General features: G+C 40.0%; 16 protein-coding genes and 1 pseudogene. 15 read left to right on the forward strand and 2 right to left on the reverse strand.

The window, feature by feature from the left end; genetic code table 11:
- Positions 1-28: 28 nt before the first annotated feature.
- From acnA to AC0VYO_RS10395, 8 genes are all read left to right on the forward strand, one after another.
- Positions 29-2740 (forward strand): aconitate hydratase AcnA, encoded by a 2712-nt coding sequence (gene acnA, locus AC0VYO_RS10360; RefSeq protein ID WP_194221515.1) that lies wholly within the window; start codon positions 29-31, stop codon positions 2738-2740.
- Between the two features lie 216 nt (positions 2741-2956).
- Entirely contained in the window at positions 2957-3085 is a 129-nt protein-coding gene (locus AC0VYO_RS10365) for an FbpB family small basic protein (RefSeq protein ID WP_194221516.1), read from the forward strand.
- A 57-nt stretch (positions 3086-3142) separates the two neighbouring features.
- Positions 3143-3286, forward strand: a complete 144-nt coding sequence (gene sspN, locus AC0VYO_RS10370; RefSeq protein ID WP_098443515.1) for a small acid-soluble spore protein N — start codon at positions 3143-3145, stop codon at positions 3284-3286.
- Positions 3287-3423: 137 nt separating this feature from the next.
- Positions 3424-3948 carry a hypothetical protein gene (locus AC0VYO_RS10375; RefSeq protein WP_475368956.1) on the forward strand — a complete coding sequence of 175 codons (525 nt, stop codon included), beginning with the start codon at positions 3424-3426 and terminating at the stop codon, positions 3946-3948.
- Positions 3949-4000: 52 nt separating this feature from the next.
- Positions 4001-4489, forward strand: a complete 489-nt coding sequence (locus AC0VYO_RS10380) for a polysaccharide deacetylase family protein (RefSeq protein WP_430242487.1) — start codon at positions 4001-4003, stop codon at positions 4487-4489.
- Between the two features lie 72 nt (positions 4490-4561).
- Positions 4562-4771, forward strand: a complete 210-nt coding sequence (locus AC0VYO_RS10385; RefSeq protein ID WP_283152182.1) for a small acid-soluble spore protein Tlp — start codon at positions 4562-4564, stop codon at positions 4769-4771.
- A gap of 113 nt (positions 4772-4884) precedes the next feature.
- The gene (locus AC0VYO_RS10390; protein ID WP_283152181.1) at positions 4885-5325 is read left to right on the forward strand and encodes an acyl-CoA thioesterase; all 441 of its coding nucleotides are present in this window, start codon (positions 4885-4887) and stop codon (positions 5323-5325) included.
- A complete protein-coding gene (locus AC0VYO_RS10395) occupies positions 5325-5633 on the forward strand; it encodes a hypothetical protein (protein ID WP_194221521.1) in 309 nt (102 codons plus the stop codon). The genes AC0VYO_RS10390 and AC0VYO_RS10395 overlap by 1 nt, the downstream gene beginning before the upstream one ends.
- Before the next feature lie 42 nt (positions 5634-5675).
- Here the strand turns inward: AC0VYO_RS10395 and AC0VYO_RS10400 are convergent, their stop codons facing one another.
- Positions 5676-5966, reverse strand: coding sequence for a HesB/YadR/YfhF family protein (locus AC0VYO_RS10400; RefSeq protein ID WP_475368957.1), 291 nt, complete (start codon positions 5964-5966; stop codon positions 5676-5678).
- Between the two features lie 193 nt (positions 5967-6159).
- Here AC0VYO_RS10400 and AC0VYO_RS10405 point away from each other — a divergent pair, with 193 nt between their 5' ends.
- From AC0VYO_RS10405 to AC0VYO_RS10425, 5 genes are all read left to right on the forward strand, one after another.
- Complete coding sequence (locus AC0VYO_RS10405) at positions 6160-7086, forward strand: SGNH/GDSL hydrolase family protein (protein ID WP_475367322.1); 927 nt, start codon at positions 6160-6162, stop codon at positions 7084-7086.
- Positions 7087-7148: 62 nt separating this feature from the next.
- On the forward strand, positions 7149-7982 hold the full coding sequence (locus AC0VYO_RS10410; protein ID WP_475368958.1) for an SGNH/GDSL hydrolase family protein: 834 nt from the start codon (positions 7149-7151) through the stop codon (positions 7980-7982).
- Between the two features lie 16 nt (positions 7983-7998).
- The gene (locus tag AC0VYO_RS10415; protein ID WP_404682155.1) at positions 7999-8652 is read left to right on the forward strand and encodes a uracil-DNA glycosylase family protein; all 654 of its coding nucleotides are present in this window, start codon (positions 7999-8001) and stop codon (positions 8650-8652) included.
- Between the two features lie 138 nt (positions 8653-8790).
- Positions 8791-8928: a hypothetical protein gene (locus AC0VYO_RS10420; RefSeq protein WP_475367324.1), complete on the forward strand. Its 138-nt coding sequence runs from the start codon at positions 8791-8793 to the stop codon at positions 8926-8928.
- A gap of 93 nt (positions 8929-9021) precedes the next feature.
- Entirely contained in the window at positions 9022-9117 is a 96-nt protein-coding gene (locus tag AC0VYO_RS10425) for a putative holin-like toxin (protein ID WP_425589651.1), read from the forward strand.
- Here the strand turns inward: AC0VYO_RS10425 and AC0VYO_RS10430 are convergent, their stop codons facing one another.
- Positions 9118-10005: a helix-turn-helix domain-containing protein gene (locus tag AC0VYO_RS10430; protein WP_430242476.1), complete on the reverse strand. Its 888-nt coding sequence runs from the start codon at positions 10003-10005 to the stop codon at positions 9118-9120.
- Between the two features lie 132 nt (positions 10006-10137).
- Here AC0VYO_RS10430 and AC0VYO_RS10435 point away from each other — a divergent pair.
- Together AC0VYO_RS10435 and AC0VYO_RS10440 are read left to right on the forward strand one after the other, a co-directional pair.
- Positions 10138-10332, forward strand: a pseudogene (locus AC0VYO_RS10435) (SDR family oxidoreductase); the annotation flags it as partial.
- A gap of 229 nt (positions 10333-10561) precedes the next feature.
- Positions 10562-12136 carry an IS1182 family transposase gene (locus AC0VYO_RS10440; protein ID WP_475368959.1) on the forward strand — a complete coding sequence of 525 codons (1575 nt, stop codon included), beginning with the start codon at positions 10562-10564 and terminating at the stop codon, positions 12134-12136.
- The last annotated feature ends 1 nt before the right edge of the window (position 12137 follow it).

The following is a 12137-nucleotide window of genomic DNA, read 5'->3' on the forward strand; positions in this document are numbered from 1 at the left end:
TTATGCAATTTGGAGGAGGGAACTACATATGGCAAATCATGAACTTTATAATTCCAAAGCAACATTCGATGCCAATGGTAAATCATACTCTTTCTATCGTCTTCAGGCGTTAGAAGAAGCAGGCATCGCTAAGGTAAGCAAGCTCCCTTACACGATCAAAATTTTACTTGAGTCTGTTTTACGTCAATATGACGGTAAAGTGATCAAAGAAGAGCACATCGAAAACCTCGCTAAATGGGGAACTAGCGAGCAGAACAAAGATATTGACGTACCATTTAAACCTTCACGTGTCATTCTTCAAGATTTTACAGGTGTACCTGCTGTTGTTGACCTTGCGTCACTTCGTAAAGCAATGGCTGATATCGGTGGCGACCCTGACAAAATCAACCCTGAAATCCCAGTGGATCTTGTTATTGACCACTCGGTACAGGTTGATAAATACGCATCTGAGGATGCGCTTGAATTTAATATGAATAAAGAATTTGAACGTAACCTTGAGCGTTATAAGTTCCTTAAATGGGCTCAAGATGCATTTGATAACTATCGCGCCGTTCCACCGGCAACTGGTATCGTTCACCAGGTAAACTTGGAGTACGTTGCGAACGTTGTTCAAGAAAATACAGTTGATGGCGAGAATGTTGCCTATCCAGATACATTATTCGGAACTGACTCACATACAACCATGATCAACGGTCTTGGCGTACTTGGATGGGGTGTAGGCGGTATTGAAGCTGAAGCTGGAATGCTTGGTCAGCCTTCTTACTTCCCGGTTCCTGAAGTAATCGGTGTGAAGCTTACTGGAGAACTTCCAAGCGGAACAACAGCTACGGATCTTGCGCTTAAAGTGACTCAGCTTCTTCGTGAGAAAAAAGTTGTTGGGAAATTTGTTGAGTTCTTCGGACCAGGGCTATCAGGCATGCCGCTTGCTGACCGTGCAACAATTTCCAATATGGCACCAGAACAAGGTTCTACATGTAGCTTTTTCCCAGTTGATGAAGAAGCGCTTGAATACATGCGCCTAACTGGTCGCTCTGAAGAGCATATTAACCTTGTGCGTGAATACTCAATTGCTAACGGATTGTTCTACACGCCGGAATCAGAAGATCCTGAATTCTCAAGCGTTGTTGAACTTGATCTTGGAACTGTAGAGCCAAGTCTTGCTGGTCCTAAGCGTCCACAAGATTTAATTCTTCTTTCCGATATGAAGAAAGAATTCAATAAAGCAGTCGTTGCCCCTCAAGGTAACCAGGGTCTAGGTATGGATAAGAAAGAATTCGATAAGGAAGCTGTTGTTAAATTTAACGATGGAAAAGAAGTAACGATGAAAACAGGTGCAGTTGCGATCGCAGCAATTACAAGCTGTACAAATACTTCCAACCCTTCCGTTATGCTTGGTGCGGCTCTTCTTGCGAAGAAAGCTGTTGAAAAAGGACTACAAGTTCCTGAATACGTGAAAACAAGCCTTGCTCCAGGATCAAAAGTTGTAACAGACTACCTTGATAAGTCTGGACTTATGCCTTACCTTAGAGACCTTGGTTTCCACCTGGTTGGTTATGGCTGTACAACTTGTATCGGTAACTCTGGCCCACTTAAAGAAGAGATTGAAGATGCGATTGCGAAGAGCGATCTTACGGTGACTTCTGTACTTTCAGGTAACCGTAACTTTGAAGGACGTATCCATCCACTAGTAAAAGCAAACTATCTTGCTTCACCACCGCTTGTAGTTGCTTATGCTCTTGCTGGTACTGTAGATTTCGATCTTCATTCTGATTCATTCGGTAAAGACAAAGACGGCAACGATATATTCTTGAAAGATCTATGGCCTTCAGCAGAAGAAATCAAGCAAGCCGTTGCTGAAACAGTAACACCAGAAATGTTTAAGCGTCAGTACAAAACAGTATTCGACGAAAACAAACGCTGGAACGAATTAAGCACAAGTGAAGGAGATCTTTATAACTGGGACGATGAGTCTACTTATATTCAGAACCCTCCATTCTTCGAGAATCTTTCTAAAGATCCTGAAGACATTCACGAACTTAAAGACCTTAGAGCGATCGCGAAGTTTGGCGATTCCGTTACTACGGACCACATTTCACCAGCTGGTGCGATTGCGAAAGATATGCCTGCAGGGCAATATCTACAAAATAACGGCGTTCGTCCAATTGACTTTAACTCTTACGGATCACGTCGTGGTAACCACGAAGTTATGATGCGCGGTACGTTTGGTAACATTCGTATTCGTAACGAAGTAGCTCCTGGCACTGAAGGCGGCTGGACCACATTCTGGAACACGGATGAAGTTATGCCAATTTATGATGCGGCAATGAAATACAAAGAAGAAGGAACAGGTCTAGTTGTTCTTGCTGGTAAAGACTACGGCATGGGAAGCTCACGTGACTGGGCTGCCAAAGGAACAAACCTTCTTGGAATTAAAACGGTTATTGCAGAAAGCTACGAGAGAATTCACCGTAGTAACCTTGTGTTGATGGGTGTGCTTCCACTTCAATTTAGAGATGGTGAGACTGCAGATACGTATAACCTTACTGGTAAAGAAACGTTTGCTGTTGAAATCACAGAAAACGTGAAACCACGTGATGAAATTAACGTAACGGCAACATCTCCAGAAGGCGAAACGCAAACATTTAAAGTACTTGCTCGTTTCGATAGTGAAGTTGAAATTGACTACTATCGTCACGGCGGTATTCTTCAAATGGTTCTTCGCGACAAAATTGCAAATTAATTTAGAAAAGGATGGCTCTTGCCATCCTTTTTTATTGTGCTTTAATTTGTTGACATCATAGCTAGAATGATGACGACATAGCTTAAATGTTCCAAGAATAGCAATGTTCATGGGCAGAATCCAATAAAATAAACAAAAAAATCGGATTTTTGTAATAAGTTTTGATTAATCGGGAATAATGGTTTTAAATACTGTTGTAGAAGAAAGGAGACTAACATGAGAAAATCTAAAAAAGTTTCTTTCAAAGAACTTGTTATGCAAAATAAGCTTGAATTAATGAATGATAAACAAGCGATTGAACGTATTGAAGACAAATTTGAGCAAAAGCACGCAAAAAATTTGTAAGGGTATAGATATTTCTCTTTTAGTTGCACAGCCTATTACCTAAAGGAGGAGATACAAATGAGTAATCCAAAGAAATTCCCAAAATCTTTTAAGCCAAATCACCTCGCTTCTGTCAATCCAGAAGCTGAAGGAAACAAAGGAAAGCAAATGCAAACTAAAGGCAACGCTGAACCTGACTACGCCCCTCCAAAAGGGAAATAGGCTGATGACGACCAGAAAGGAAAACTCTTTCTGGTTTATTTCAATTTTAACAACTTCTTTTCATTTCTTGTAAAGTTGTCCAAAAGTGTGGAGAGATGACGAAAGGTTAGGAGACAAACGTTTTCGGGGGGAACATTATGACAATTACAGCAAGGATTGAACCCATTTCAGTGATGGGGTCTGACGAAGAATCAAACAAAGAGCTTCTAGTAAAAGAGCTTGAAATCAAAATGCAGCAAATGGGCTATCTTGTGCCATATCGGGAAGAATTAAATTGGAGTCGCACAATTGCGAGCCTTGAGTTAGGTGAAGCACAAACCCTTCAAAAATTAAAAAAAGCCGCTGCTAAAAACGATCGCGTACTTCTTATTTACGCGCGTCTTTTCAAAGGGACGATTTTTCAGCACCTTATTCTTCACCCAAATCAATCTGGAATTTATCTTCCTTTTCGATTTGATGAGCCTTTTGTCATTCAAATAGAAGGTAGAAAGATCTGGATTGGTTCTTCTGTAAGGCTTCTTGAGGAATTATCATGGCTCCAAATTAGTTTTGATCAAGGAGATCATCAGGAAAGTGTGAAAGAGTACTGGCAGAATTTGATAGAGATCTCTAGAAAAAGCGTCAACTATATGAGTCCGATTATTTTTGAAGAAGCCATTTAGAAGATTTTAGTAAAGGTAGAAAGGGTATGGGCATATAAGAGGGGTGATAGTAGTGGATAAAAAAGATAGGTTAGGCAGTGATATATACCGCATGCTTGAGGAATCTGGACCACCTTATGGGTGTGGGACTGCATCCATTATAGGTGGTTTCGCTGCCAGGCTTGCTGTTATGAGTCTTACGATTTCTGATATTGACCACGAATTACATGACGTACCAGGTACTTTCTTTCTGATGTGTGATGAAGACGATCGTGAATTTCAATCGTTTTTAGATGAGGGAGGCAATCATTCACCAAACGATGTTCCGATACGATTATTAGAGTGTACGTACCGGCTTCTCGTCGAGCTATCTTCATACGAGGACCGAATTCAGAGCAATGTTGTCGTAGACTATCGAATGGGGATCAGAATGTTGAAACAGGTATTTACTGCGGCTGAGAACATTTTGCTTTCCAATGGATGTAGTGCAGAAGTGCGCAAAGATATGTTGTACTATGAAGGCAAGTTAGAAGGGGCGCTTCCCAAAAGCCTTCAATCTTAATTGAAACATGAATACCTATTAAGAAGATTAGTCATAATAAGCTCGTACCTACTTAATACGGGAGGGCTTATGATGGTATCTAAACGAGACGATCGCAGCGATAATGCAGAGAAATTATCTAAAATAATTCAGGATACGAAAGAGAATATTCATGATTCTGAAGCGTCGTTAGAATTTACGGATAGCGATTTGCAGAAAAAAGCTATTCAAGATAAAAATCAGCGCCGAAAACAGAGTATTCAGGCGCTGGAAAATGAAGTGAAAGACGAAACAAAGCAATAGCGGTTTAAAGAACTGAGTGACAATAAGTCACTCAGTTCTTCTCATTCATGCTTCATGGGTGGATTATGGTAAAATAACATAGACACCACGTTGAAGTTAGGAGAGGAAAGATTATGTACATAGCAACTACGTCTATTGATGTTCGATATGCTGAAACAGATCAAATGGGAGTCGTATATCATGCCAACTATCTCATCTGGTTTGAGCTTGGACGAACGTCGCTAATCAATGATTTAGGATTTCGTTATGCTGATATGGAAAAAGAGGGGATTCTATCTCCCGTTGTAGATATTAAAGCAAGCTACAAACGACCTGTCAGGTATGGGGATGAAGTGAATGTAAGAACCTGGGTCGAGCATTATGATGGGCTTCGTGTGAATTATGGCTATGAAGTCATAAACGGAGAGGGCGAGATTTGCGTTACGGGCGAATCGATGCATACGTGTGTAAAGCGAGATACGTTCCGCCCTGTCTCAATACGTCGAAAATTTCCGGAATGGCATCAGGCGTATGAACAAGCGAAGAAACAATCTGTTTCTACTGGAGCAGAATAATGGCTTTTGGTCTGTCGAAGCGAGAGCTAGCAGAATGGAAGGCAGCCGTTTCGAACGGAGAGGTCGCTTTATTGACTCATTTTTGGTATGATCCTCGCTTTCCACAGTTTCACTCTGTGACGAAAGCAGGGTGTCGTAATAAAGAAAAGCTTGCCCGATGGGGAGAACAGTATGGTTTAAAAAGAGAATGGATGCATGACCGTGAAGAATTTCCGCACTTTGACTTGTTGGGGGATGATCAGATCCGTATTCTTGAAGCTGAGGGTCTTGCAGCGCACATTCACCGATTTAGATTAACAAAAAAGTGAAATAAAAAACGCGAAAGCTTCTCGCTTTCGCGTTTTTCTCAATCAATTTCCGTGTACAAATTCTATTTCCTCTTTTTTTCGGCTGAATTTCACGGCGAAATCCTGATCCTCAAAGAACCAGATATCTTTTTGTTCTACAAAAAAGGTAATGCCTTCTTCTTCAAATGTAAGAGCAGGTTCCGTTGGTTCTTCCACAGTCATACCAAGGGAAAAGCCATCTTGAACAGTGCTGCAGCCACCTACACGTACAAAAAAGCGGAGGTTGTCACCTTTTTCAAGATCCATTTCTCGTTTAAACCAGTTCAATGCGGGTTTTGTAATTGTCATTTTCAAGTGTATTTCCTCCTTTGCCGTACGAGTCTTCTCGTACTATTATAAAGAAGTAGCGCCAACTTGCAAAAAGAAAAAGGTTATAAAGCGAAATAATGGCAATAAATCCACTTAAATATGTAAACCATCTCTTAATTCACGTTACATCAGCATAGAATAAGGGTATAAAAGGAAGTGTAATGAGGAGGTTTTTGGAATGAAAAAACAGAGAATATGGCTGTTTTTATTCCTCATTCTTGCTGCGGGTATTTTACTCAGTGTTAAACCAATTATGGAACACCGTAGTCAGCGTTTGAATGAAATAAAGCAAGCCGCATCCATGATGGTTATGAATGAAGCGCCGAATGAAACGGTCATCTCATCGATCGCGAATAAAAATGATCGAGAGAAAACGGATATAGTACCTGAAGTCTCTAAAGAAAAGTCAGATTCATCAGAACCTGAAGAAGTAACGCAGCCTGAAGATCCCGATATAAGAATGGTGGGATTAGGAGACTCACTGACGAAGGGTAGCGGTGACTCGACAGGGCAAGGGTACATTGGTCGACTTGCTGCGAATATAAAGAATGAAACAGATACGTCTGTACTTGTAGAGAACTACGCTGTTCATGGAAGGCAGACGCCAAAATTATATAAGATATTAAACGAAGACGATGTGCAGGATTCCCTTTCAGAAGCAGATGTGATCGTCATGAGTATTGGTGGAAACGATCTAATGAAAGTTGTGAAAGAACATTTTCTAGATTTACAAATGGACGTTTTTCAACAAGAACAAACAAACTATGTAGAACGTCTAAGTGCCATTATGAAACGAATTAGAAGTATTAATTCCGACGCGCCGATTTTATTTATTGGTCTTTATAATCCTCTATTAGAGAATTTTCAATCGGTAACGGAAATTGATCAAATTGTGCAAAGGTGGAATGGAGCAAGTGAAGATACGGTTCTTAAAGATGGTAACACATCCTTTGTACCCGTGTATGAATTGTTTAATTCTGTAGATGAGAACTTGTTTTTTGATGATGGCTTTCATCCAAATGATCAAGGATACGAACTGATGGCGAGGCAGATTCAATATCGGTTGAAGCAGGATGAGTTATTAGAAGAAATCCCATTTGAATAGTTCATATACGAGTGAACTTCCGTTTGATAGAATAATAGGTACAATCGTTAGAGTAAAGGAAAATGACAATGAATCGATTTATGAAGCTAATCCTCATCTCGTTAACGCTCCTAGTATTTGTGGGAGCGAGCGCCTTAACCTATGTCTATTTTAAGGATGATCCAGAGCTAACGGACTCACTCCCTGTGAGTGATGAAATAAAGGAAACCTTTCAAGATGAAGAACCCATTCCTCAGAAAGTGCCAGATAATGTGCGGATTGTTGGTCTTGGTGATTCTTTAACAAAGGGCGTCGGTGACCAAGAAAAAAAGGGATATATCGGTTATGTAAGTGATTATTATTTCGAAGATGAACAGAATGCAAAGGTTACACTAGATAACTATGCGATAACTGGTAGTGAAACGGAAGATCTCATAAAAAGGTTAGAAGAGAATGAAGTTCAAAGCGGTGTCAAAAAAGCGGATTATATCTTCTTAACGATTGGTGGAAATGATTTGTTTGGTGTTGTTAAAAATCATTTCATGAATCTTGATCAACAATATTTCTCTCTTCAAGAAAAGATTTATTTAGAAAATTTGACGACGATATTAGATAAGCTTAGAAGTTTAAATGGTGATGCATCAATTTATTTTACAGGTTTATTCAATCCGTTCTCAAAAGCTTTTGGGGATATTCCAGAAATGAATGAAATCGTAGACGATTGGAATGATGGTAGCCAATTAACTGTTTCAAATTATTCTGAAGTTACGTTTGTTCCAGTTGCCGATCTCTTCCTTGAGAGTGATGAGAACCTTCTATATGAAGATGCCTTTCATCCAAATGAAGATGGGTATCATTTAATGGGGGATCGGATTGTCTCTTATTTAGAAGAAAACAACGTAGCATTTAATCAATAAAGGTAGGGAACCATTTATGGATACGGTAGAAAAGTTTGAACAGCAATACGTAGCCCTCGCCCAACAGTATGAAGTGTCGGAAGTGATGACACCAAAATCAAAGCTCATCTTCATACTAGAGTCTCCTCACGTTTCTGAAGTGGAAAATGGTGTACCGGTCGCAGGACCTTCAGGAGCTACAATGTCAAAAAAGCTATTTGGTCCGGAGTATTCACATCCACTCGGCCTCTTGCTGAAGAAACATCAGGAAGAAAGTATGGAAAGGCCATCGCTTGACGTTGTGGGATTGCTTAACGTATGCAATATTCCGATGCAATCGAAACCATATGCTGAGAGTGATCGAAATGCTAACAGTGAATTACTTGAACACTTAAGTAAAATCCGCACTTCTAATCAAAAGACTCCTTTTAAAGATAATGAGTTACTAGCTGTGCAGCAGCTTATATTAGAAAAGTTTAGAAATCGACTGAAGGCGATTTCTGATCGGGAACTAACGATCATTCCTTGTGGACGATTTGCTCAAAAGTTCTTTCAGCTAGCTAATGTGTCAAGTGAAAAATGGACGGTCATAATGGATGTTCCTCATCCTTCGTATAATTCTTGGAGTCGCGAACGTTACCAGGATGCGATTAACAATGTATTAGATGAATTCAATCGTCATAAAATATAAGAATGTTTATTTGATTCCCCAAAAAGCCCCGTTCTCTTGAGAACGGGGCTTTTGCCATTTAGTAGAGAAGCACATATAGCAAATGCATAAATATTGGATGCGTTGTAATATAAATGTAATGAAGGGAGGGGTGACAAAATGAAGAAATGGGCAGCTTTACTTCTTCTATCTCTCGTTGTAGTGAGTGGGTACGCGATCGCACCAAATGACTCATCACAAATGGTACAGGCCTCTGCTTATATGGTGCAAGATGAAGATTTACCTTATTGTCATTAATTAAAGAAAAGGGGTCTGAAGTGTGTTGGTATCTTTCCAAGTTATCATTTGTCGAATGAATAGCCCTTAACCTCTTTGAAAGGAGGACGTACAATGGAAGAACTCACATTGTTTATCACGGCTGGCCTGTTCTTCGTGTCTCTCTTCAATTTTATTGTTATCTTAATCGAGAAAACAAAGCACAAATAGTTAGGCTTCGTGGACAATACCTATTTTTTTAACATAATTTTCAACGTGAGTTTTAAAGTTATTATTTTGGTCTAGTTCAAAGATCGTAGATGCTGTCTTCAGATATTCAATTGCCAGCTCTTGATTCCCAAGCAAATAATGGAGCTTACCGCACTGGTAACTAAGTTCGCCAAAAAGATAGAGGCGCTGCTTCTCCCTGCAAAGCAGAAATCCTTCCCTAGCAATCGAGAGAGCTTTCTCATAGTTTCTGCAGGTGGATAGCGCTTTTGAGTAATTATAATAAAGGCGAATTTCGATCGTTTCATCCTTAATAATGGGGAAAAAGCGAACGTGATAAAGAGCTTTATGAAATAACGGCAGAGCACATTCCCACTCTTTTTCCTCACTATGCAAAATGGCCATACTAATTAAAATTTCGATTTCACGTTCCGAGAAATTTTTAGACGTTGTCGTAGTAAGATGAAGGGCTTCATGGAGAAGTAGAAGGGCTGTAGAGGCATTATGTTCAAGATAATACGTACAAATAGCTTTATGCCAGAGATAAAACTGCTGGTTTTTGATTGTTCGGAAAAGGGGGTTCGATTCTTCTGCTTCAAGAATATCAGATACTTCATTATACTCACGTCGTTTAATGTGCCTTCTGACTTGGCGGATCACTTCATTAACGTAATCAAGTCGAGGGGTTTCCTTCATATGAAAAAAGTAATTAATATCAACACCGAGTCTGGAAGCAAGTTGGTACAGTAATTCTGCAGATGGTGAGACATCATTATTTTCAATTTGACTAATTAATGCCTGTGTACAAATGCCTTCCGATAAATCGGCCTGTGAGAGTCCAAGGTACAATCGAAGTTCACGCATCGCATATCCGAGTGTATCCTGACGCACCTGTAATCCCCCTTTTTTATCCAATTGTATCATGGATGTTTGTTTCCTATACATATTTTTCTAAATGACGTGAAAGATTACTATAATTTTATTATGTGAACCTATAAGGTGCAGGAGTTTTCTTATTTTTAGAGAAACCTCTGTACAGAAAAATTATTAGAAAATAAACAATATCTTAAGGAGATCCTTGATCGAACGCCAATGAACAGAGTAGGTGAACTAAAAGATCTCGTAGGGGCAGCTGTGTTCTTATCCTCTGAAGCAGCAAACTACATAACAGGACAAACGTTGTTCGTAGACGGTGGAATGACGGTTTATGGATTCTAATTAGTAGTATTGTTCGTGAATAGTGGTTATATTTTGAATTTTTCTCGCACATAGCTAATAAAAAGAGGCTGGGACAAAACCCAGTAAATTAAAATAAGAGTGGCCCTGCGGACAAAGAATTTGTTCGCAGGGCCACTCTTTCTATATTTTCATCTTAATTTAACAATAAAATAAGGACAACCTCTGATAAAATTATAGTTACCACACAATAACCATCGGAGGTGCCCTTATGTTTAAAGATTATAACATGAATCAAGTGATTTTGCCCTTAGATTTAGAAATGAAATTACAAGAAAATGATATCGCCTATGCCGTCCATGAGTTGGTCGAACAGATTCCGGATGAAGCTTTTTCTGCGTTCCTACGTGATACGGGATGCCCTGCTTATCACCCACGTATGATGATGAAAGTTATTTTATGTGCGTACACCCAATCGGCTTTTTCAGGAAGAAAGATTGAAGGTCTCCTCAAGGATAGTGTACGGATGATGTGGTTAGCGCAAGGGTATGAACCCAGCTATCGCACAATCAATCGGTTCCGTGTCCACCCAGAAGTCAAAGAACTTCTTCGTCAGGGCTTCGTACAGTTTCGTTGTCAGCTCGTTCAAAAAGACCTCATTGATGATGAAGCGATCTTTATTGATGGTACGAAGATTGAAGCGAATGCCAATAAGTTTACATTTGTGTGGCGCAAGGCTGTTGAAAGGTACAGCGAGAGTCTGATTGAAAAGTCGAATGCGATGTACGATGAGTTGATTGAAAAAGAAGTGATCCCCGAAATCGAACGGGAAAGTCCAGAACAACTTTCCATTAAAGAACTTTCTAAAATAGAAGAAAAGCTAGAAGAAAAAGTCGGAGAATACAATGAGAAGATTGAAACCAGTGCCGATGTAACCGAACGAAAAAAGCTTCGTTCAGAGCGAAAAGGACCGAAGCAGTTCCTTAAACAAATGAAGGATTTCGTATTGCGCAAAACAAAATACGAAAACGATATGGCTATCTTCAAAGAACGGAACAGTTATTCCAAAACCGATCATGATGCCACGTTCATGCGCATGAAAGATGACTATATGAAAAATGGGCAACTCAAAGCCGGTTACAATCTCCAGATTGCGACGGAGGGACAATATACGCTCGCTTATGATATCTTCCCGAATCCAACGGATACACGCACATTTCGTCCCTTTCTAGATCGTGTGGAGAATGATTTCTTTAAACTCCCACCTTACATCGTCGCGGATGCCGGTTATGGAAGCGAAGAAAACTACATCGATGTCCTGGAGAATCGCAAGCGAATCCCTCTCATCACGTACAATACCTATCGCAAAGAGAAAAAGAAGAGCTTTACGAAGGATACGTTTCGCGTATCCAACTGGGACTACAATGAAGAAGAAGATTTATTCACATGCCCAAATGGGAAACTGTTGCCGTTCCGTTACGTCTCTCATCGCACTGACCGGAGTGGCTTCAAACGAGAATTTAAAGTTTATGAATGCGAAGATTGTACCGGTTGTCCCTTACGTAAACAATGTACAAAGACCAAAGATGGCACGAATCGGAGAATCTATTACAATACCAAGTGGGAACAACAAAAGAATAAGGTTAAAGAGCTGCTTTCGGACGAAAAAACAGGTGAAATCTACGGTCAACGGAAAATCGATGTAGAGCCAGTTTTTGGATTTCTGAAGGCTATTTTGGGTTTCACTCGGATGTCCGTAAGGGGCAAAGAGAAGGTCAAAAATGAAATGGGCTTTGCGCTCATGGCGGTGAACTTGAGAAAGTACACCGCCATGAGTGCAGAGTGAT

Source organism: Anaerobacillus sp. 63XJN7_4_ISO-PGPR-S23-413 (assembly GCF_056173725.1).